Raw genomic sequence first — 23575 nt, 5'->3', positions numbered from 1 at the left:
TCTATTCTTTATTTCGTTTCCTAAGCATAACTAGTTGCTCCTGAACAAAAGCTACATGTTGTTCTTTTACCTGTGTTTTTGTAAGTCCTTTTAGACCACCAACATAACCAGTAAAAATATGACTAATATTTAGAGGTGTAATACTTTTTTTATGAGTTGCACCATGACAAAGAAAACAATTTACAAGATTACTATCAATGGTAGTATGTATTCCTTTAGAAGTAAAACCTACTTGCACATAGGTTTCCATAGTTATATTATATGCAGCAACAGAACCTCTAGTAAAATCTCCTTTTTTTGAATTTTGAAGTGCAAATTTTTCAGATAACGAATCAATTAATTTAGCCTGTGCTTCTATACCTTTATAACCTTCGGTATTAATCCATAAAGAACCATTGTAAAAGTAATTATTCCAAATTCCAGATAGCTGGCTCTTTACACTAGTATTTATGTTTTGTATGTTATTAAAGTTTTCCGAACCATTCTGGCTAGTTTCCATATACGATTGCACATTTTTATTATCAATGCTTTTTATCTCAATTGGTGTTCCATATTTATACACCGAAAAGACATTCGTGTTTATACTATTTGGCGATGTAATGTTTTTTACGCTAGAGGTGTTACTTTTATCAAAAAGCGGATAATCTATTGTACTAGTAACTGGTGCATCTGTAGTAGCTGTAGCTTTACTCCAATCGTAATAAGGTGCAAGTGCATCATGTTCAAAAGTTGCCCAAACAAACTCTGGATGGTTTTCTACTACTCCAACAACATGCATTCCTAAAAGTGCTACTTTAGTAGGTATATCATTTATTAATGCATCGGTTACAAAATAAGAAGAAGCATCACTTAAAGCATTTACATCTACCCAAGAAGTTTTAAGCTCTAATGCACCAACAGGAAAAGCAACATTTTTCGCGCTTAAAGGATCTGCTTTCACTTTCGGACCATATTCTATCATTGTACTATAACTAATATCATTCATATAAATCGCATAATATATAGTGCTTGATACTGGTTTTCCTGAAGTAAAAACTGGTGTTTTTAAAATATCTTGTTTATTACTTGCTTGCGACGTATCTGTTAATACAATCGTTTTATTTTTAGGATATTTTTCTCCTATAGATGAAACTTGGTGCAAACTATCTAAAAACATTGGTCTTTCATTATATTCATTAGTTAACCATAAAAATTTTTGCCAGGACCATTGGTGAAAATTACAATTAGAAACCGTAACATTATTTGCAAATACACTAGTTTGTCCTTCATTTGGTGCTGGAGTTCTACGCGAACCATTTACCATAGTAAACCAACTAGGATCTGGAGAACAATTCGAGTTTTCAATATTTGAAATCTGTACATACTCAGACAAAGTATTATTATTTTTAACATCTTGCTTTACTTCTTTTTTACAAGCATACATAATGACTAAAGCAACAAAAATTAAAATGAATTTTAAAGATTTCATAATACAGGTTTTTAATAATTAGACTAGTTCGTTTAACAATATAAATATCTGATTTATAATTAAATACAAACAGCGTAAAAACACCTGAATATAAAAGAAGTTATAAATACTTGATAAAATATTTTAATTTTCAAAACATTAATCGTAATATTGCAATGAACAAATTAACACTTTAAAATGGGACTAGCGAAAACGGAAATATTTACAGATCAACAAAACGAAATTGCCCTATTTGCAAAAGTATTTGGGCATCCTGCTCGAGTTGCAATTTTACAGCATTTATTTAAGATTAACACTTGTGTTTGTGGCGATTTAGTTAACGAAATTGGTTTAGCACAACCAACCATTTCGCAACATTTAAAAGAACTTAAACTACTAGGATTAATAAAAGGAAATGTTGAAGGCACTAGCGTTTGCTATTGTATAGATAAAGAAAACTGGACAAAAATGAAAAATGTAATGCTTCTGTTTTTAGATCAGGATATTAATATTGCCAATTGCTGCTAAAAAAAATTTGAATTCATTAATCGTATAATCGCAATAAACAAATATAACTGTAAAACATTCATAACAAAGACCTGAAAATCAAGTAAAAAAATAAAATATGAAACTATCTGAAATTAAAAACATCTTAAAAGAATTAAAAACGATTGCTTTTCAATTACCAAATGGCGAGTTAGTACCTAATCACTTTCATGTAACTGAAGTTGGAAAAATAACTAAACACTTTATAGATTGTGGAGGAACTGTTAGAAAAGAAGAAGTAGTAAACTTTCAACTTTGGAATGCAAATGATTACGATCACAGATTACATCCTGAAAAATTGGTGCATATTATTTCTCTATCTGAAAAAACACTTGGAATCGAAGATTTAGAAATTGAAGTAGAATATCAAGCGGAAACCATTGGTAAATTCGGATTAGATTTTGATGGAAAAAACTTCTTATTAACAACAAAACAAACAGATTGCTTAGCAAAAGATAATTGCGGTATTCCTACAGAAAAACCAAAATTGCAATTTTCAGAAATACAAACAGGAAACACTTGCGAACCAGGAAGTGGTTGTTGTTAATTAATAAAATCAATCAAATACCAATAAAATGTCCATATTCAAATCTATTGAAAAATCTATTGCTTCGCTAGATGTAGAAAGCATAGATGCTACTCGAAAAGAAATACTACAACCATTAGTTACTTACCTTGAAGATAAAGTGAAAGCAAATCAAGAAATTAGGTTAAACTTTATTTGCACACACAACTCTAGAAGAAGTCATTTATCGCAAGTTTGGGCGCAAACCATGGCAAACCATTTTAGTATTAGGAATGTATTTTGCTATTCTGGAGGAACCGAAGCTACTGCTCTATTTCCAATGGTTACTGAAACCTTAAAGAATGCCGGTTTTAAAATTCAAAAAATAGCAGAAGCAAGCAACCCAATATACAGTATTAAATATACAGATAATGCACATCCAATAATTGGTTTTTCCAAAAAGCTGGAAGCTGATTTTAATCCGAAATCCGAATTCGCAGCAATCATGACCTGCTCGCAGGCAGATGGAGGTTGTCCTTTTATAGCTGGAGCAGAAAAACGAATTCCAATTACTTTCGAAGACCCAAAAGCTTTCGATAATACACCACTACAAGCAGAAAAATATAAAGAAAGAAGCTTACAAATTGCTACCGAAATGTTTTACGTATTCTCACAAATTCAATCTTAAAATGGCAAATAAAAAACTAAGTTTTCTAGACAGGAATCTAACCTTATGGATTTTTGTAGCAATGGCTATTGGTGTTTCTATAGGCTATTTTTCACCAAGTTTTCCAGATTTTATTAATTCGCTAAGTAGTGGTACCACAAACATTCCAATTGCAATTGGTTTAATTTTAATGATGTACCCGCCTTTGGCAAAAGTAAATTATGCACTATTACCTAAAGTATTTAAAAATACCAAAATCCTTTCCATTTCCTTAATCCTAAATTGGATTATTGGTCCTGTTTTAATGTTTATTCTAGCCATTACTTTTTTAAGGGATTATCCTGAATATATGGTTGGACTTATTTTAATAGGTCTTGCAAGATGTATTGCTATGGTTTTAGTGTGGAACGACCTTGCCGAAGGCAGCAGCGAATATGGAGCAGGTTTAGTTGCCTTAAACAGTGTTTTCCAAGTGTTTGCCTATAGTTTTTATGCTTGGCTTTTTATTACAGTACTTCCTCCCTATTTTGGTTTTGAAGGTGCTATTGTAGATATTTCAATAACTACTATTGCAGAAAGTGTTGCCATTTATTTAGGAATTCCTTTTGCTTTAGGAATTTTAAGTCGTCTTATTCTTGTTCCTTTAAAAGGAGAACATTGGTATACAACCAAGTTTATTCCTACTATTTCACCAATTACTTTAATTGCTTTACTCTTTACTATTATTGTTATGTTCTCATTAAAAGGAGAACTTATTGTACAAATCCCAATGGATGTTATAATTATTGCTATACCTCTACTCATTTACTTCACCTTAATGTTTATTATAGGCTTTTTCTTTACTAAAGCTACAGGAGCAACTTATGACAAAACAGCTTCGGTTGCATTTACAGCAGCAGGTAATAATTTTGAATTAGCTATAGCGGTTGCTATTGCTGTTTTTGGATTGAATTCCGGACAAGCATTTGCAGGTGTAATAGGCCCTTTGGTAGAAGTTCCTGCATTAATATTGTTAGTTAAAGTATCCTTTTGGTTACGAAAAAAATATTATGGCAAAGGAAGTATTTAAAAAGTTATCGGTTTAAAAATTTCCTATTTTGAAAACCAGAATGTCACAAAAAAAGAACTTAAAGAAGTTGCTAAACTATTTTTAACCTTTTAAGCATTGCAGTTATTGTTTAGTTGGTGTTCGTGCTAATTTAGACGAGCTATTTTAATACAGCTTCAACTAATAAAAATTAAAACCTCTTCTTTTTAATCTCTAAAGAAGAGGTTTTTAGGTATATAATAAACCAACACACAAAAAATTAAACTAAAACTCCAACATCTAAAAAGAAGTAGTACCTTTGCACTCGATTTAGAAAACAGCTTTATACATGAAACGCATCAACGAATACAAGAAATTATTTAACGTAGAAAAAGAAATGACTTTAAAAAGTTTAAAAACTACGTATAGAAGTTTAGTAAAAGAATGGCATCCAGATAAGTTTCAAGAAGGAGATGAAAAGGCTGTAGAAGCAGAAATCATGAGCCGTAAAGTTATTGATGGTTACCACTTTTTAGTAAGTATGGCACCAGAAACTATTGCTGCAAATAAAGAAGAATACACAACTACTATTTCTAGTCCAATAGTAGACTGGCAACATAAAGGATTGTTGTTAGAGGTTTCTTTTTTAGATGGTAACACCTATGAGTACTTTGGTGTAAACAAAGGTTTATATATTAAATTCTCACAAAGCGATAAGCAATCTCGTTTTGGAAAACGCAGTATTTTTAACTCATTTCCATACCGAAAAATTAAAAAGAAAGACGTTGTGGCTTAATACTACAAAGCGTTATTAAATAAAAACAAGGTCCCATTACAGACCTTGTTTTTTTATGCCTTCGTTGGACTAATAATAAATGGCAAAGAGGATTGTTTAATTAATTTAGACTAACTTCGTTTTGCAACTTATAAAAACCTAACGAATTCTATTTGAAGACCATTAAGAAAATACTATTTCCTCTAATATCTGTTTTTTTATGCTATCAAACAATTGCTATGCTAAAACTTCTAATAGCGACGCAACCTGATGATTATAGTCTTTTAGCGAATTTTATAATTGCCTTTTTAATTACTTTATTTGTTACAGGTATTTTTGCCTTTATTGGATTTGTATTCCCAACGCATCGCATTCTTCCTAACCGCTACTATCGACTTAAAAATGTAAAAGCGCTAACAACTATTAGTAATATTCTTGGTGTTAAATATTTTAAATACCTACTACTCATTGCTTTCTGGGGTACTAAAAAAAATAAAACAAAATACTTTAATGGGACTAAAAAAGGATTGACAAACTTTGTATATCAAACCAAGCAATCCGAATTTGGACATTTTGCCGCTTTGGTTATCCTCCTTATTTTATCTATAGGTTTATTACTACAAGGTTATTTACTTTTGGTAAGCATTATCACTATAATAAACATAATAGGAAACTTTTACCCAATTCTGCTACAACGCCAACACAGAATTAGAGTGGATAGAATAAGAAATTCATTTAAAACTCCCATATAATCAAAAGAATTACTAGCTCATATAGTAGATAAAAACTTACAGCTAATACAAACAAATGCGAAATACATTATTGCATTTCGCATTCATAAAAATTAAATGTACTGTGTTTAATTATGATTTAACATAATTATAATTTGCAACAGTATATTTATAGTCATAAGAGTAATGATCTGTGCTAACACATAAAACATCAACAAACCATTGGCTTGTTTCTGCAGAAGAGAACACATATTGAAAGCTTGTTACAGGCACTTCTAAAACTGGCATTACAGATATTAAACCTACAACTACACCAAAAGTATCTGTTACAGTATTCTTTTTTACTTGTGCTTGCACATCTCCCATTTGTGTTGTTAAATATTTAAGCATAGGTGCAACGTCACCTGTTAATCCTCCTAAAACTACTTGAAAAAATTCTTTAGTAATACCTACTGCAGTTCCAGAACCTTGATTTTCATGTTGCGCACTTGCGGTTAACCCCATTCCATCAATAGAATTCATTGCTTTTGTCATTGCTGGTTGATCTAAAAGATACAAACCATCTACTACAGCTTGACCACTAGTCGTTTTTACCGCATCTTTAATTTTTGTAGACATTTTAAGAGCTTCTTTAAAGGCGTCTGTTACCGCTTTTGTAGTACTAGGATCCCAATCATTATCTAAATAAGCGAATAAAAAATCTGATCCTGGAGCATGCACCATGATCCTTTTTCTGTTACTAAAACATGATAAGTTAAATGTTTTACTGGTTTTGTTTGTGTTTCCATAATTTTTGATATTTAAAAAATTGATAATTGCGTTTTTAAAATCAAAAAAAAGATAGTAGCTACTCAATCTGAATATGTAGTTTTTGATTTCTATACAAATTTAAAAGGAAACAAAGGGAATAGTAAGAGTATAAATACGCGATTAAACAATCACGTATATTACTGAAAAACAGATAGATATACGCGAAATAATTAAAATTATATCACATAAAAATATACCATAAAGAAATGAAAAATAGCTCCCGCTAATACAAACAAGTGCCAGATAACATGATTGTATGGTATTTTATTTATAATATAAAAAATAATTCCTCCCGTATATGCTAATCCACCAGCAAAGAGTAGTGAAATTCCTGTACTACCAATAACTTCACTCAAATGACTAAAATCGAAAACTACTAACCACCCCATTGCTAAATATAGGATTACCGAAAAAGCTTCAAAACGTCCTGTAAAAAATATTTTTAAGATTACACCAAAAGCAGCAATACCCCAAACCGTATAAAACAAAGGCCATCCTAAACTATTTTGTAAAGATATTAATAGAATTGGCGTGTAGGTTCCAGCGATTAAGATATAGATACTAATATGATCTAAAACTCTAAAGTAATGTTTCTTCTTTTCATCTAATACAAAATGATACAAAGTAGATGCTGCAAATAAAATAATAATAGAAATGCCATATACAATAACACTAAAAAGGCTCCAATCGCTTTTATGCGACTCTTTAATTATTAAGAGCACCAAGGCTGCAATACCAAATAAAACACCAAAACTATGTGTTATTGCATTTAGTTTTTCTTCAAAAGGAGTTTGAATACGCATTATGGTAGGTTTTTAGAAGATAACCATTTATTAGAAAGCGCATAAAAATCGAAAGATATCGCAGGTTTTTGTTTTTCTAAAATTCCGTTTTGAAAATTTCTTTGTAATATATCTTCAATAAGATAGTCTTCTTTTTCATTTTCTGGATCAAATTCCCTTTTTAACGAAATATCAAATAAGTTTGCTGTACTATTAAACCAAAAAGCTCTCCAACCACTTCGTAATTCTTTTATTAAATCGAAAGCAGTACTACCTGTTTGTCTGTGTATTAGTTTTACGAGTATTTGTCCTTCGGTACGTGTTAATTTTTTTAACTCTTCAGAAAACTCTTCTTCAATATATTTCTGTACCCGTTTAGCATATTTTTTCTTTAAATTTTTTCTTTCAATGGCATCCATTCTTTCTTGCATGGTTTGTAAACGTTCTGCTGCAAGTTTAGCATAAGGATATACTTTTATGGTTTTTCGTCTTAAAATAAGATAACGTTTTCTATCTGCTCTACTATCAAATTTTAATTTATTTAATAACATGACTTCGTCTAAATCGATTGACGATGTTGCAATAGAATCTCCTTCAACAATAATATATTCATAATCTGTTGTATCCTTTGCTACTTCTTTAATTTGTGCAAAGAGAAACATTGGAAAAAGTATAAAAAGGGAACTAAAATATTTCATTTGTATTTCTGTGAAAACGGAATTATTTTGATTTTTAATACTAAATGCCAAAATCATTCCAAACCTAATAAGAAACTTTTTTTCTTAAAATTATAGCATATTAGATACGTACAAAATTAACTAATCTATTCTTTATAACAAACAGAGTAAAATTAATAATTTACACTTTGTAAACCCTTAAATTATTATTAATATTCTTAATTTAGACAAAAATTAATTCAAATGGCAAAAAAGAGCATACTTAACAAAAAGTCTATAGACTTTTTAGAAAAATATTTAAACAATGCAGCTCCTACTGGTTACGAATGGGAAGGACAAAAAATATGGATGGACTATTTAAAACCGTATGTAGATGATTTTATTACAGATACTTATGGTACTGCAGTTGGTGTTATTAACCCAAAAGCAAAATACAAAGTAGTTATTGAAGGACATGCAGACGAAATTTCATGGTATGTAAACTACATTAGTGATGATGGTTTAATTTATGTAATTAGAAACGGAGGAAGCGATCACCAAATAGCACCAAGTAAAATTGTAAACATTCATACCAAAAATGGAATTGTTAAAGGTGTGTTTGGCTGGCCAGCAATACATACTAGAAATAGAGCTAAAGAAGAAGCTCCGAAACCAACAAACATTTTTATAGATTGTGGTTGTACTACTAAAGAAGAAGTTGAAAAACTAGGAGTACATGTTGGTTGTGTTATTACATATCCTGATGAGTTTCATATACTAAACAAAGACAAATTTGTATGTCGTGCTTTAGATAATAGGATGGGCGGATTTATGATTGCTGAAGTTGCTCGTTTACTTAAAGAAAATAAAAAAACACTTCCTTTTGGTTTATACATAACCAATTCGGTACAAGAAGAAATTGGCTTACGTGGTGCCGAAATGATTACACAAACCATCAAACCTAACGTTGCGATTGTTACAGATGTTACGCATGACACAACGACGCCAATGATTGACAAAAAGAAAGAAGGTCATTTAGAACTTGGCAAAGGTCCTGTGGTTGCTTATGCGCCTGCTGTACAACAAAAACTAAGAGATTTAATTACAGAAACTGCCGAAGCTAACGAAATACCTTTTCAACGTTCTGCTTTATCAAGAGCTACCGGAACAGATACAGATGCTTTCGCGTATAGTAATGGTGGTGTTGCTTCTGCCCTAATCTCATTACCTTTACGTTACATGCATACCACAGTCGAAATGGTTCATAGAGACGATGTAGAAAATGTAATAAAAATGATTTATGAAACGCTTCTTAAAATTGAAGATGGAGAGACATTTTCATATTTTAAATAAAGTTTTAAGAATAATAAATACAAAATAAAAAAGTCTCTCTTTAAGAGGCTTTTTTTATTTAATATAAAAAATGAGTAATACTTTTAACAGCTTACTTAGTTGATTATATTACTTTTAATATATATTAACTAAAATTACATTATAATGTATACTTCTAAATATATTTTTGTTTTATCTATTATACTGATTTGTCTTTTCAATTGTAAAGATGATGAATACACAGAAAATAATACTTCCATTTCTTTAACTAGTAATGTTGAAATATTTAATAACGAGAAATTAGATAATAGTCTAACTCTTGCTATTCTAAAAGGTGAAAAATCGGCCTTTTTAGTAGACAAACAAGGCTACAAAAAACATGAATGGGAATTTGAAGACAATTTGGGTAATGATTTGGAAATTATGCCAAATGGTAAATTATTAGGTATTTTTAAAGATGAAAACGCACAAATTACTTTTGGCGGTTATGGTGGTAAATTAAAAATTATTAATCCCGATCATACTGTTGATTGGGAATATACTATAAGTTCACATGATTATATTTCACATCACGACATAGAAATGCTACCAAATGGAAATGTCTTGTTTTTAGTATGGGAAAAAATTGAGGAAGAAATTGCAGAACAAAATGGAGCCATATCAAGTGGTAGTATCTATCCTGAAAAATTAATAGAAATCAACCCAAATACAAATCAAATTGTATGGGAATGGAGAAGCTGGGATCATATTATACAAGATAATGATAGCAATTTTCCAAACCATGGCGTTGTAAGCGAAAACCCGCAATTAATTAATATAAACTATAATGCTGCATCAAATGGAGATATTATGCATGCCAATGGAATAGACTATGATGAAAATAAGGATGTTATTTTTTTAAGTATCAATTTTTTTAATGAAATATGGGTCGTAGACCATAGTACTTCTACTTTAGAAGCTTCAACTAATTCTGGTGGAAATTATAATAAAGGCGGAGATTTAATTTATAGATTTGGTAACCCGCTAGCATATGATAATCTTCAAGGAGAAATACGTTTTGATAGAAACCATTTTCCAAATTTATTAGAGAATGGCGTACCTGGTGAAGGAAATTTATTAGTATATGTTAATGGAAAAAGCGAAAATAAATCTAAAATATACGAATTAGAACTACCTGAAACTTTTAATTTATTACCTAATACAGATAACGAACCTGTTGTTGCTTGGGAGTTTCAAGATGAAGCTTTATATGATGATAATATCTCTGGAGCTGTAAGACTTACAAATGGGAATACTTTAATTTGTGAAGGAGATTATGGAATCTGGGAGGTCACTCCAAATAAAGAGGTTGTATGGAAATATAATAATTTAGGAGGTGAACTTTGGAGATGCTATAATTATGATTTAAACGCTACAGAATTAAGCTATTATAATTTAATTGATTAATGAATGACCTACATTTATTAAAATCTGTCTTTTGTATGTAGTAAGATAAATCAAATACAACTCTATTTTTATCCTAATAAATCTAATGCATTATGAGATTTACTAAAATAGATTATCCTTAGTATTAATAAACACATTATTATGAGCTTAGCAAACCAAAAAAAGCATTTCGATATTCCTGAAAATATTACGTACCTAAATACTGCTTCACAAGCTCCTGCTTTTAAAGCAATCTATGAAGCTGGAATAGAAGGTTTAAAACAGAAAAGCAGACCGTATACTATTAAAGGATCCGATTATTTTGAACCGGTAGTAGAACTCAAAAAATTGTTTGCTGAATTAATAGATGTTTCCAATTATAATAGAATAGCTTGTATACCTTCTGCTTCCTATGGAATTGCAACGGTTACAAATAATATTGTTTTAAAGGAAGGGGATGAAATTTTAGTAATTGATGAACAGTTTCCTAGTAATTATTATTCTTGGAAAAATTTAGCAGAAAAATATGATGCTACAATTAAAACAATTTCTAAAAAGGAAGGAGAACTTTGGAACACTAATATTCTAAATGCGATTACAAACAAAACAGCAGTTGTTGCCATGGGTCATATTCATTGGTCTAATGGAAGTCTCTTTGATTTAAAAACTATCAGTTCAAAAACAAAACAACATAAAGCCTTATTCATTATAGATGGTAGCCAAACCATTGGCGCTTTACCTTTTTCTGTTAAAGAAATACAACCCGATGCACTAATTTGTGCAGGATACAAATGGTTATTTGGTCCTTATGGTTGTGCTTATGCATATTTTGGGGAACACTTTGATCATGGTAACCCAATTGAAGAAAACTGGAGTAATCGATTAGATAGTGAAAACTTTGCTGGGCTAACTAATTACCAAGAAGAATACAAACCCTTAGCGAATAGATATTCTGTTGGTGAAAGTGGAAACTTTATATATGTAAAAATGCAAATTGCTGCACTAAAACAAATTATAGCATGGACTCCTAATGCAATTCAAGAATATTGTAAAAATATTTCATCTGAAGCTGTAAAAGAATTAAGAAATCTAGGTTGTCAAATTGAAGAAGAATCCATTAGAACACATCACCTTTTCGGAATAAAATTACCAGAAAACATAAACATAGAAGCTTTAAAAGCAAGTTTAGCACAACAACAAATCTTTGTTTCGTTTAGAGGGAATTACATTCGTGTATCTTGCCATTTATTGAATACTACAGAAGATTTTTCTAGATTGGTACATTGTCTAACTTCCGTTTTAGCCAAATAATATTTTAAGTTGTTTTTTTTGAAAACAAACTTTGGATTGTTATTATATTTAGAGGAAACTCTAACATCACATGAGATACGCTCAAAAAAACAGACAACACTAAACCTAATCGGAAGTCATATAAATAACATAATAATATTCCTATCCAAACACCTAAAATAATTATTGTTTTCTTATTGGTTAATTGTTTATGCCATCCAATAATTGTTGTTTTTGAAAACCAATTAAGATAATGGTATATATATGCAAAGGCTATAAATATTTGAATTTTTAAATCTATTTTCTCATAGAAAAAGAACTTTAGATCCTCATAGACACCAAATAGTTTAGCTAAATTAGCGTTAAGTAAATGAAAATTATTACTTAAATAGGTGTTTTTTACTTCAGAAGAAAATTGATAATTAAATATACCAACATCTAAATAAACTAAGCTTAAAGGTAAAACAATAATTAAAACGATATTTAATAAACCATATATCGTTTTTTTATTTTTCACTCCATAAACCATAAAAAGAATCGTAAAAATATATACATGTATAATTGTTGGTAATAAAACACCAATAATTAAAAGATAAACACTGGTAGTATATGTCCAAATAGATAATAATAATGTTATTAAAAAACTAATAACAAATGCTTTATACGTTTTATAAACCAAAGCTAAAATAGCCGAAATTAGTATAAAAAAGAGAACGAAATTCGTGTATTTCCCAATTTTATAAGTTAAGAATGTAATTGTTGATTCGTTTAAAAATTCTAACATGATAGATAAACTAAAAATGTAGGGTATAGAATAAATAATAGCAGCTACTAAAACTAAATACTTCCAGTTTTTGTTAGCAACAAAATAGTTTTTATCTGCAATCCAATTTGTTTCTGTTAAATAATGTAAAGGCCCTAAAAATGCATATGCAAAAAGAAATAATTCAAAAGGAAGGAAACAAGCAAGAGCAAAACTAATGAGTAATAATATTAAATTTAACTTATCTATATAAAGAGTTTTCATACGTAGTGGTTTAAAGATATATTTAAAGACATTTAAATATATAAACATAAAAAGCTACACATGAAGTGTAGCTTTTGTATGTTTAATTTTTAGATCAATTACTCTATAATCATCTTTTTAGTATCAAATTTTCTACCATCAATAAATAATGTGTAATAATACATACCAGATGCTAAAGATTCACTATTAAAAAATATTTCATGATCTCCTAACTGCTTCAGTGCAACATTATCTATTATTTGACCAGATGTATTACTAAATACAATCGCAGCACTCTTATTAGATGCAGGAACATAATACTTTATAGAAGTAGTCCCATTAAATGGGTTTGGAATATTTTGATATAATATTGGACCACTTTTACTATTTGCTGGGTTAGAATCTTCAACAGATAGTGTTTGACAAGCACAAGCTTCTAATGTTTCTAATCTAGTAGTTAAATCTGCAACTTGAGCATCTAATGTTGCTAAAATAGGAGCTAAATCAACATTTACCGACGTTCCTCCTTCTATAGCTACTGTTAAAGTATTTCCAGATAATGTAGCAGAAGTTAAATTTTGATCATCTGTTCCTGCTCCATCTTGTAAAGCAGACAAATCTACTGTTGTAGGGTTTCCTGTTATTGCTAATGTTGTTCCTGTTAAGGACAACTCTTGCGCATCGGTTCCTGTTCCATCTTGTAAAGCAGACAAATCTACTGTTGTAGCGTTTCCTGTTATAGCAAGTGTTGTTCCTGTTAAAGACAATTCTTGTGCATCGGTATTATCTAAATAAGGAGCTAAATCTACGGTACCTGCATCCCCAGTAATACTTAAAGTGTTCGTAGTTAAAGAAATAGCCTGAGCATCTGTGTTATCTAAATAAGGGGTTAAATCTACCGTATCTGTACTTCCTGTAATACTCAATATATCACTAGCTACCGAAAGGTCTTGAGCATCTGTATTAATGCCACTTAACCATGCTGTACCATCCCAAACGTATAAAGCGGTATCTTCTGTATCATATACAGCTAAACCTTCGTCTGTAGTTCCTAAAGAAGTACCTAATGCAGTTCTTTCCGAGGTAAGCATACGGTTTAATTGTAAACCTTTTGTTGTTCCGGATAAATCTAAAGACGCATTCGGATTTGGAGTATCTGTACCAATACCAACACTTAAAGGGTTAGTAAAACCACCAAGTACCATGGTATTATCATTAATTGCAGTTGCTGCATTTCCAATAGCAACTGAGTTTATTCCTTGTACATTTGCTGCATATCCAATTGCAATATTATTTGTTGGATCTAAAGCAGATGGATCTGTAGAAGAAGCGGTATAACCAATAACAATAGCTCCATCATTTTGCGCTATTGTTGTAGAACCAATAGCTACAGCTTGTTGATTGTCTACATCTACACTACGTCCAATACCTACTACATCATTTTCTTCAATATCTATTCGATCACCTATACCAACAGAATAATCTGCTAATGTACTCATGTTTCCTAAGTATCCCATCATCACTGAGTAATCACCTCTAACATCATGATCGTGTCCTAAAGAAATTGAATATTGTCCATCTACAAAAGCTCTATTTCCAAATCCCATTACGTTATTATTACTAGCAGTTATATCATATCCAAAAAACATCGTGTTAGAACGGTTTGTATTGTCAAAATCTGCTAATGATCCCATACCAACATTGTATTGTCCTTCTCTGTTTGAAAAACCAGTAGAGAAACCTACATAGGTATTGTGGTTTGCATTACTTGTATTATTTGTACGGTTATTATCCCAACCCGATTGCGCACCTATAAACGTGTTATAATCTGCATATTCTGTTGCAACTCCAGAGGCAGCTCCTACAAAAGTATTATAAATACCATCCCCAACATCAATACCAGCAGAATCACCTAATGCAGTATTGTGATGTCCATCGTCTACATCACTCATAGATTCACTACCAACAGCTGTGTTTCTATATCCTACATCTGATGAAATTCCAACTTCGTTTCCAATAAAGGTTTGTTTATACCCCGTTGTATTGCTAAAACCAGCATCTTCTCCAATAAACGTATTTTCGTAACCTGTAGTATTATTTGCTCCAGACTCTTCCCCAACAAAAGTATTGTCGTAACCCGTTGTATTATTTTCTCCAGATTCTGCACCAATAAAAGTATTATCTCCACCATTAATGTTTAATCTACCTGCTTCATAACCAATAAATGTATTATCAAAACCTGTAGTATTTGAGTATCCCGCAAGATACCCAATGGCAACTAGCTCACTAGTAGTAACACTTCTTCCGGCGCTATAACCATACAATGTGTTTCTAGATCCTGTACTTGTAAAAGATCCGGTACTGTCTCCGTAATAGGTGTTAAAATCTCCAGATGTTATGGATACTCCAGAGCCTGTACCCATTGTTTCGTTTAAAGTTTGTGCTTTCATCCCTAACATAGAGAAAAAGAAAACACATAAATAAATGTAATAGTTTTTCATGATTTAATTATTTTGGTTTATGGTTTTATGGTTTAATTACTTTATACTTTACTTAAAACAGCTTTTTGTAATAAAATTACATTAGACAATTTAGCCGCATCTTTTTCTAACTCCTTAGTTCTTTTATTATTTATTTTTTTAGATAAAATAATGTTTAATTTAACTTTTCCGTTGTTAGTAAATTCTAATGCTGTAAACATTATGTTTTCATTAATTTCGAACGTACTATATAGCGTATTATCTATTAAGGTTGCTGTAAACTCTAAGCCCATGTCATCTTTTATAGCATAAAATCCTTTTTCTTGATCGATTATAAATACTTTATATGTGCTACTTTTTTTATCTTTACCTTGTAAATAAGATAAAGAATAGACAAATTCATCTTTAACATCTGTTTCTTTAAATGAAAATTCTGAGGGAAGATTAGCAACAACACCTGTATAATCTGAAACTCTTAAGTTTCCAGAATAATTGCCAAAATAATCGTAAGGGAAAGATATTGGGGTTGGAAATTCTTCATCTATTCTATTTTCTCTTTTCTGAGCAAATGCAGATATATTAAAGAGAACTAAAACAAATAAAATCTTTTTGTAATGCTTAAAATTCATTTATATTCTGATTTTTCAACAATATTTTACACCAAATATTGATTAAATAGACTATAAAATCTTACGGAACACCTTTTTCATCGTGAATTAGACAAAAAAAATCACACGAAACAAGTGTTTTCATGCAGGTTAAGAAGATTAATAGCTTTTACGAATATAATAAATATTTTTAATATAATTTTAAAAATTAAACCTTTACCTATTTATGACGCAAAGATATTTAGTATTGCTTCTAATTTTATTTAGTAATTTATTATTTAGTCAAAAAAAAAACAATCCTAATAAAGAAGAAATAACTACTCGCTCGTTAGATTTTCAATCCGTTACTTTTAATGGAATTTGGAGTTGGTTTTCAGATCCCAGAGCTGTTTATTATGAAGGAAAACATAAAAGAACATATACTGGTTGGGTTGATAATTATGGAGACATCCATATAGCATATTATGACCATGATAATAAAAAAATTAAATCTAAAGTAATTTTTGATAACCTCGAGATAGATGATCATAATAATCCATCTCTCTTAATAGACAAAAACGGGTATATAACCGTCTTTTTTAACTCGCACCTACAAAATGAAAAACCTTTGTACATGGTTAAATCTAGTGCTCCAGAACGTATTGATAATTGGAATACAGTAAAAGAGTTATTTCTAAACGATGAAACACACTATAAAAATGCAAAAAACTTAAATCATACCTACACCAATCCTATTCAATTAAGTGCCGAAAATGATAAAATATTTCTATTTTGGAGAGGAGTGGACTTAAAACCTAATTTTGCAACATCTATAGACAATGGAGAAACATGGAGTTCTGGCAAAATTCTTTTTAAGCCTAATGAAGTCGCTTCTTTAAAAGTGCCTTATACAAAAGTGTATTCGGATGGAGTGTCTAAAATCCATTTTACTTTTACTAATGGGCATCCAACTCAAGAAACTTCTAACGCGATCTATTATATGTATTATGAAGCTGGCGCTTTTTATAAAGCAGATGGAACAAAAATAAAGACTATAGACGAGTTACCTATTCAAGAACAAGATTTGGATGTTATTTACAAACAAACACCTGAAAACAATAAAGTTTGGAATTGGGATATTGCGCAAAGTAAAAACGGAAACCCAATAATCGTCTACGCAAAATTTCCTGATAGCGAAAACCATATTTACTGTTATGCTATATGGAAAAACAATAAATGGCATAATTATGATTTAATAAATTCTGGCACTAGTTTTCTTGATATCCCAGAAGGGGACAAAGCTTCAGAACCAAATTACTCTGGAGGAATTACTATAGACCATGAAACGCCAAACACATTATATTTATCGGTTAAAAGGAATGATTTTTTTGAAATAGAAAAATGGATTACCAAAGACGATGGAAAAACTTGGAAAGTGAAGCATATAACTAATAATTCTACTAAAAATAATATTAGACCATTTGCCATTCGAAATGCAAAAAAAGATCAGTATCCGCAAATTTTATGGATTCAGAATACAAATTACATTAATTACTCCTTGTTTTCTGTAAATAAAAACAGAGCGCTTCACTTTGAAGACAGGTATAAAACAGCCATAAAAATGGATGTTAAATATCCTAAAACAGACAAAGAAACAACAAAAGAAGGAATACTTCAAACCATGCGTGAATTAGCAGATTGGCAGTTAGAAAACCCTTCTGCTTTAAAAAAAGGAGAACATGAATATGGTATCTTTTTAGATGGATTAAAAGCTTTTTACACGATTACTAATGAAAACCGATACAAAAATGAAGTGCTTAACATACTTCAATATGAGGAAGAAGTTGAATTTGATGTACTTTCACTAGAAAACCTTATTTGGAACTTTAACTTAGGAGATAATCGAACGGTAGTAAATAGATTAAATGCATTAAACACAGAAGATATAGAACAAATAAACCCAGATATTAAAGTAGTTACCTTATCGAAGCTATTAAGCTTAATTAATGAAAATGATAATTTAGAAAAGGAAAATCTATCGCAATTATACCTTAAACATGTAGCCGATTTATTGAAAACCCAAAAAAACGTTACAAATTATAAACAGCTATACACAAATGCACTTTCTATTTATACAATTGCTAAAGGAATTAATGATGGTGTTATTCCAATTAGCCACAAGCAAAAAACAATAGAGTCTTGGATATTATTAATGCAACCCATATTTGAAAAAAAATATAAAAGTGAAGAATGGAATATTGGCATCTCTGGAGCCATTCTTTTAGCTAGTAATGAAATATATAATTTATTAGATTAAATTATATATCCAATTTATATTTCTCCTATCTTGCCATTAATTTTAAATAAATTACTACTGTTAACATGATAAAAGTTGAAAGAATTGTAAGCTTTATTCTTTTTATAATTGTATTTATTGTATACTATATTTCTGCACCAAGAACCATCACTTTTTGGGATAGTCCAGAGTTTCTAGCTAGTAGTTATAATTTACAGGCAACTCATCCTCCTGGATCCCCTTTTTACACGATGCTTTGCAGTGTTATTTTACAGTTTTTTCCTGTAACAAAAGTTGCTTTTATTTCTAACTTAATATCCGGTTTTTTTGGAGCACTAACCGTAACTTTCCTATTTAAAATAACCTATTTTATAACCACTAAAATACAAATAAATTCATCGCTATTTGAAACTAAATACTTACCCTTTTTTACTGGTATTACAGCTGCCTTAACATTAGCATTTTCTAATAGTTTTTGGGTTGCCGCAACAGAGACTGAAGTCTACACACTTTCATTTGCATTAATGACAATAATGATTTATGTAATGGTAAAATGGGAGAATACTTCTAATAAATATATTGAAAGGAGACTTCTTTTATTATTTGCTTTGCTTTTAGGAATAGCAAGTAGTGTTCATTTAATAACCATTTCTATAATTATTCCATTATCGCTTCTATTTACGCATAAAAAATATGGTTTAACTATTAAAAACATCGTTTTATCCTTAATTATTGGGACTGTACTCTTTTTTAGTATTTACTTATTTGCTATACAAGGTCTTATTAAATTAAGTTATACCATAGATTTATGGTTAGTAAATACTTATAATGCAAATGTAAATACAGGTGTGCTAATTACAATTCTATTATTAGTCCTATTCTTTTCGGTTACATTATGGATTACCTATAGAAAACAAAAAATCATAATACACTATTGTACTTTAGCTTTTCTGTTTTTTTTAATTGGTTTTAGCTCCTATATTATGCCACTTCAAAGAGCGAATGCTAATACATTAATTGCAAATGGCGTAAGTACTAGTAATAGAATGTTACAATACATTAAAGGAGATCAATTTGGAATTGGACATATACCACTTCTTAAAGGATATACATATAATGCTCCTTTAGATAAAAATGTACCTTTTACAGATGGAAAACCTATTTTAACTTATAATACTTCCAAAAAAAAATACATTACAATAGACGATGGGAAATATAATCAGGTAAACTATTCGGAAGAATTTTCCATGTTATTTCCTAGATTATTTGACGCTGGTAATGCAGGAAATTATAAATCTTGGACTACAATAAAAGGAGCGCCTATTAATTACCCAGTTAATGGGGAGAACAAAACACTTTATAAGCCTACCTATAAAGAAAACTTCCACTTTTTTATAAATTATCAAATCTCTTGGCTAAATCTAAGGTATTTATATTGGAATTTTATAGGGAAACAAAACAACAATCAAGGCTTAGGTTATATAAAAGATGGGAATTGGGTAAGCGGAATTAATAGTATCGATAAATCAAGAGTTGGCGACTACTCCATCATGCCAGATCGTTTTAAAAAAGATAAAAGTAGAAACACCTATTATTTTATTCCTTTTCTTTTCGGAATTTTAGGATTGCTTTCCCTACTAAAAAGTAAAAAATATTTATTAACAACACTTTTTATTTTCTTAGCTTTTGGTGTAGGTATTACCATTTACATTAACCCAGTTCCATCTAGTATTTTAGTTCGAGAACGGGATTATATTTTTATGGGGGCATTTGTGATTTTTTCACTTTGGGTAGGACTATCCATTCTTTATATCTACAACGCTTTTAAATTTATTTTATCTAGTAAAACGAGACTGCTAATTGTAGCTAGTATTGTTTTTATTGGTGCACCTATACAATTAGTAGCTAAAGGATGGAATGATCACCAACGTAGTTATGACACTTTTGCATACGATTTTGCTAAAGCGTATCTAGATTCATGCCCAGAACAATCCATACTTATTACTAATGGAGACAACATGACTTTTCCTTTATGGTACTTACAAGAAGTTGAAAAATATAGAACAGATGTGAGAGTTCTAAATTTTGATCAAATGAATTTAGATACACATATCGATAAACTGAAACATAAAATATACAATTCCAATCCAATTGAAATTAGCTTAGAGAAAGATTTTTATGTAAATGGTGTCGATAAATTAATTCCGCTTCAAAAAGAAACCAATACTGCAGCTGTATTACCTGTTTTATTTGAATTTTTTAAGAATAGCAACACAAAAATTAATTGGAATGGAAAGTTAAGACATTACATACCTGCAACCAAATTTGCTATCCCTATAGATACTGTAAAAATAAAAAGCAAACACCTAAGTGCTGAAGCATTAAATGCTCAATATACCAATAAGATAGCATGGGAATATGCTAAAGACTTTTACGGTTTAAACGAGATTGTATTACTAAATATAATTAATAATAATATTGAAAATAGATCAATATGCTTTGCCATTAATGGAAAAACTAGTCATTATTTAGGCCTGCAAAATTACTTTATTCAAAATGGCTTAGTAGAGGAGTTAGCTCCCATTCAAAGAAAAAACCCTCTAGCAAACCAGAAAATTGTTAATACAAAAATGATGTATCCTTTTTTAATAGAGAAAGTACAATTTAATAGACTAAATGATGATACAAAATTTATTACTTATGAAAATAGAACTTATGCGCAAGATATTTTAAGGCGTAATTATTATTTTTTAGCACAAGCATTATTAGAAGAAGGCAAAAAACAACAAGCCATAGCTGTTTTAGACAAATCTTTTTCTGTTTTACCTAATAACACTATTGCTTATAAGCAATATGCATATGCATTAGGTAAATTATATTTTAGAGCTGGTCTACCTAATAAAGGCACTAAAATATGTGTTTTAGCTATTAATAATCTCTGGGAAGAACTGCAATGGACAACCTCTTTTAACCCTCCAAATCCAATAATAAATGTAAAACATGCTGAAAAATTAAAAAACATGTATTTACAAATGATAAATCAATTCCCTGGCGATAAAGAAATTATTATATCTAACAAACAACGCTTTAAAAATTTTGAACCAAATTATATACAATGGCAAAAGATAAATTGGCCATATTAACCTAATTATTTAAAATGTTTTCATTTTCAACCGAGATTACCTCTTCCCAAATAACTTCAGACCAACCATTATTTCAAAGAACATTAAAAGCATATCATTTAATAGCTGAAAAAATACATGGAAATGTTTTAGAAATTGGATGTGGAGAAGGCTATGGCTTAGATCTTATTCTAAAAAAAGCAAAGAATATAACTGTTATAGATAAATCTAAATATGTATTAGATAAAATAAAATACAGACATCCAAAAACCACAATTCTACATCAAAACATACCTCCTTTAAGTAATTTAAAAGACAATAGTTTTGATGTGGTTATTTCATTTCAAGTAATCGAACACATAAAAGATGTCAATCTTTTTATTAATGAAATTCATCGAGTTTTAAAACCTAATGGAAAAGCATATATAACTACCCCAAACGCAAAAAAATCGATAGCAAGAAACCCTTGGCATGTTAAAGAATATAAGTATTCGGAATTAAACGACCTAATTAAAAAAAAATTTATAAAATATACTATTGAAGGTATTCAAGGTAATAAAAAAACAGATCAGTATTATTTTAAAAACGAACAATCTGTTAAGCGAATTATGCGCTTTGATATTTTTAATATACAATATAAACTGCCTAAAACATTACTTAAAATACCTTATGAAATAGCAAATAGAATGAATAGAATTACGCTATTAAACAAAAATAGAGAATTAGTTAACAACATAAAATTAGAAGACTATTCACTTCAAAAATACTCTAAAGACACGTTAGATTTTTTCTGTATATTAACAAAGTAATATTTATTAAATGCAAGACGAACAAATAGACATTGTTTCAAAAACAGGTGAAGCTACTGGGAAATCTGTAGCAAAATCTATAATTCATCAAAAAGGCTACTACCATAACACAGCACATATTTGGTTTTATACTCCAAAAGGCGAGATTTTATTAGCACAACGAGCAGCTTCAAAAGTAATTTGTCCTTTACTTTGGGATGTTTCGGTTGCTGGCCATGTAGATGCTGGCGAAACCATAGAGCAAGCTGCTATTAGAGAAATACAAGAAGAAATAGGATTAAGTATTTCAAAAAAAGGTTTACAAAAAATTGGTGTTTTTAAATGTTTTCAGACTTATGAAAACGGTATTATAGATAACGAATTTCACCATACTTTTTTAGCAGGTTTAAATGTAAATATTTCCGCTTTAAAATTCCAAAAAGAAGAGGTTGAAGGACTTAAACTTGTTCATATTACTGAATTTAACGAGTTATTAAAACACTCGAAAAGTAATAATCATTTCGTTGCAAGCAATAAAGCATACTACACTAAAATTATAGCTGAAATTTTAAAAAGAATACCTTAATTTAGCCAAATGCATTTACTCGCTTTAGCAATAGCTCCGGTTTTTTTAATCATATTGTACATTTATTACAATGATAAATACGATAAAGAACCCAAACTTCTACTTTTTTATAGTTTCTTACTTGGTGCAATTGTAAGTATACTAGTTACAACCATACTTTATGTGATTTCCGATTATACAATTCCTATTGCTATTGCTGGTAATACAAGTGTGCTACAACTTTTTATTAAAGCTTTTTTTATCGTTGCTTTAATTGAAGAGTTTAGCAAGTACATCATTGTACGCTATTTTGCGCAACCAAATAAAGCTTTTAATGAGCAATTTGATGGCATTGTTTACGCGGTAATGGTATCCATGGGTTTTGCAGCTACCGAAAACATTATGTATGTCCTTCAAGGAGGCATAGAAACTGCACTTTTAAGAGCTTTTACTGCAGTTCCTGCACATGCTACATTTGCTGTATTAATGGGCTATTTTATGGGGAAAGCAAAGTTTTCCAACAATAGAATGATCCTAAACCTATTAGGTTTACTACTAGCAATACTATTTCATGGTGCTTATGATTTCTTTTTATTCCTAGAGTTTATTCCTGGTATCTGGATTGGTGCTTTTATTTCGCTGTTTATTGGTCTACTACTTTCTCGAAAAGCAATTAAAAAACACTCTAATAATTCTAGATTTAAAGATTCTTCAACAATATAAAACTTAAAACTATAA

At 29.9% G+C, this 23575-nt stretch carries 21 protein-coding genes; 14 read left to right on the top strand and 7 right to left on the bottom strand.

The features are described from left to right. Position 1: 1 nt before the first annotated feature. Positions 2–1468, bottom strand: a complete 1467-nt coding sequence (locus tag Q4512_RS11240) for a hypothetical protein (protein ID WP_303424492.1) — start codon at positions 1466–1468, stop codon at positions 2–4. Positions 1469–1645: 177 nt separating this feature from the next. On the opposite strand from Q4512_RS11240, the gene Q4512_RS11235 reads away from it, so the two are divergent. From Q4512_RS11235 to Q4512_RS11210, 6 genes are all read left to right on the top strand, one after another. Beyond that, complete coding sequence (locus tag Q4512_RS11235; RefSeq protein WP_303424491.1) at positions 1646–1975, top strand: helix-turn-helix transcriptional regulator; 330 nt, start codon at positions 1646–1648, stop codon at positions 1973–1975. A 97-nt stretch (positions 1976–2072) separates the two neighbouring features. Then, positions 2073–2540, top strand: a complete 468-nt coding sequence (locus Q4512_RS11230) for a DUF6428 family protein (RefSeq protein ID WP_303424488.1) — start codon at positions 2073–2075, stop codon at positions 2538–2540. Positions 2541–2568: 28 nt separating this feature from the next. Next, positions 2569–3186 (top strand): low molecular weight phosphatase family protein, encoded by a 618-nt coding sequence (locus Q4512_RS11225; protein WP_303424486.1) that lies wholly within the window; start codon positions 2569–2571, stop codon positions 3184–3186. 1 nt (position 3187) lies between these two features. Continuing rightward, positions 3188–4234, top strand: a complete 1047-nt coding sequence (gene arsB, locus Q4512_RS11220; RefSeq protein ID WP_303424483.1) for an ACR3 family arsenite efflux transporter — start codon at positions 3188–3190, stop codon at positions 4232–4234. A 307-nt stretch (positions 4235–4541) separates the two neighbouring features. Beyond that, the gene (locus tag Q4512_RS11215; protein WP_303424481.1) at positions 4542–4988 is read left to right on the top strand and encodes a KTSC domain-containing protein; all 447 of its coding nucleotides are present in this window, start codon (positions 4542–4544) and stop codon (positions 4986–4988) included. Between the two features lie 218 nt (positions 4989–5206). Then, positions 5207–5719 (top strand): hypothetical protein, encoded by a 513-nt coding sequence (locus Q4512_RS11210; RefSeq protein ID WP_303424478.1) that lies wholly within the window; start codon positions 5207–5209, stop codon positions 5717–5719. Positions 5720–5830: 111 nt separating this feature from the next. Here Q4512_RS11210 and Q4512_RS11205 read toward each other — a convergent pair whose 3' ends face one another. From Q4512_RS11205 to Q4512_RS11195, 3 genes are all read right to left on the bottom strand, one after another. Next, on the bottom strand, positions 5831–6421 hold the full coding sequence (locus tag Q4512_RS11205; protein WP_303424474.1) for a hypothetical protein: 591 nt from the start codon (positions 6419–6421) through the stop codon (positions 5831–5833). A 263-nt stretch (positions 6422–6684) separates the two neighbouring features. Next, positions 6685–7311, bottom strand: coding sequence for a hemolysin III family protein (locus Q4512_RS11200; protein ID WP_303424472.1), 627 nt, complete (start codon positions 7309–7311; stop codon positions 6685–6687). Further along, positions 7311–7988: a DUF4294 domain-containing protein gene (locus Q4512_RS11195; protein ID WP_303424469.1), complete on the bottom strand. Its 678-nt coding sequence runs from the start codon at positions 7986–7988 to the stop codon at positions 7311–7313. The genes Q4512_RS11200 and Q4512_RS11195 overlap by 1 nt, the downstream gene beginning before the upstream one ends. A 222-nt stretch (positions 7989–8210) precedes the next feature. On the opposite strand from Q4512_RS11195, the gene Q4512_RS11190 reads away from it, so the two are divergent. From Q4512_RS11190 to Q4512_RS11180, 3 genes are all read left to right on the top strand, one after another. Further along, positions 8211–9299: a M42 family metallopeptidase gene (locus Q4512_RS11190; protein WP_303424468.1), complete on the top strand. Its 1089-nt coding sequence runs from the start codon at positions 8211–8213 to the stop codon at positions 9297–9299. 144 nt (positions 9300–9443) lie between these two features. Next, positions 9444–10724 (top strand): aryl-sulfate sulfotransferase, encoded by a 1281-nt coding sequence (locus Q4512_RS11185; protein ID WP_303424466.1) that lies wholly within the window; start codon positions 9444–9446, stop codon positions 10722–10724. 141 nt (positions 10725–10865) lie between these two features. Beyond that, complete coding sequence (locus Q4512_RS11180) at positions 10866–12014, top strand: aminotransferase class V-fold PLP-dependent enzyme (RefSeq protein ID WP_303424464.1); 1149 nt, start codon at positions 10866–10868, stop codon at positions 12012–12014. 4 nt (positions 12015–12018) lie between these two features. Here the strand turns inward: Q4512_RS11180 and Q4512_RS11175 are convergent, their stop codons facing one another. From Q4512_RS11175 to Q4512_RS11165, 3 genes are all read right to left on the bottom strand, one after another. Further along, a complete protein-coding gene (locus Q4512_RS11175; RefSeq protein WP_303424461.1) occupies positions 12019–13020 on the bottom strand; it encodes a hypothetical protein in 1002 nt (333 codons plus the stop codon). A gap of 98 nt (positions 13021–13118) precedes the next feature. Continuing rightward, on the bottom strand, positions 13119–15500 hold the full coding sequence (locus Q4512_RS11170; protein WP_303424459.1) for an S-layer family protein: 2382 nt from the start codon (positions 15498–15500) through the stop codon (positions 13119–13121). A gap of 41 nt (positions 15501–15541) precedes the next feature. Further along, on the bottom strand, positions 15542–16108 hold the full coding sequence (locus tag Q4512_RS11165) for a hypothetical protein (RefSeq protein WP_303424458.1): 567 nt from the start codon (positions 16106–16108) through the stop codon (positions 15542–15544). Between the two features lie 205 nt (positions 16109–16313). On the opposite strand from Q4512_RS11165, the gene Q4512_RS11160 reads away from it, so the two are divergent. The 5 genes from Q4512_RS11160 to Q4512_RS11140 all read left to right on the top strand — a co-directional run bounded on the left by Q4512_RS11160 (position 16314) and on the right by Q4512_RS11140 (position 23560). Then, complete coding sequence (locus Q4512_RS11160; RefSeq protein ID WP_303424455.1) at positions 16314–18383, top strand: BNR-4 repeat-containing protein; 2070 nt, start codon at positions 16314–16316, stop codon at positions 18381–18383. Between the two features lie 65 nt (positions 18384–18448). Beyond that, positions 18449–21505: a DUF2723 domain-containing protein gene (locus Q4512_RS11155; RefSeq protein ID WP_303424452.1), complete on the top strand. Its 3057-nt coding sequence runs from the start codon at positions 18449–18451 to the stop codon at positions 21503–21505. Between the two features lie 14 nt (positions 21506–21519). Then, positions 21520–22293, top strand: a complete 774-nt coding sequence (locus tag Q4512_RS11150) for a bifunctional 2-polyprenyl-6-hydroxyphenol methylase/3-demethylubiquinol 3-O-methyltransferase UbiG (protein WP_303424449.1) — start codon at positions 21520–21522, stop codon at positions 22291–22293. Positions 22294–22303: 10 nt separating this feature from the next. Further along, positions 22304–22858, top strand: coding sequence for an NUDIX domain-containing protein (locus Q4512_RS11145; RefSeq protein WP_303424446.1), 555 nt, complete (start codon positions 22304–22306; stop codon positions 22856–22858). A 9-nt stretch (positions 22859–22867) separates the two neighbouring features. Continuing rightward, the gene (locus tag Q4512_RS11140; protein WP_303424443.1) at positions 22868–23560 is read left to right on the top strand and encodes a PrsW family intramembrane metalloprotease; all 693 of its coding nucleotides are present in this window, start codon (positions 22868–22870) and stop codon (positions 23558–23560) included. The last annotated feature ends 15 nt before the right edge of the window (positions 23561–23575 follow it).

It is taken from the genome of Oceanihabitans sp. 2_MG-2023, assembly GCF_030547245.1.
In the GTDB taxonomy this organism is placed as follows: domain Bacteria; phylum Bacteroidota; class Bacteroidia; order Flavobacteriales; family Flavobacteriaceae; genus Oceanihabitans.
The sequence above is the reverse complement of the archived record's forward strand: the minus strand, read 5'-3'. Positions and strand labels throughout refer to the sequence as shown.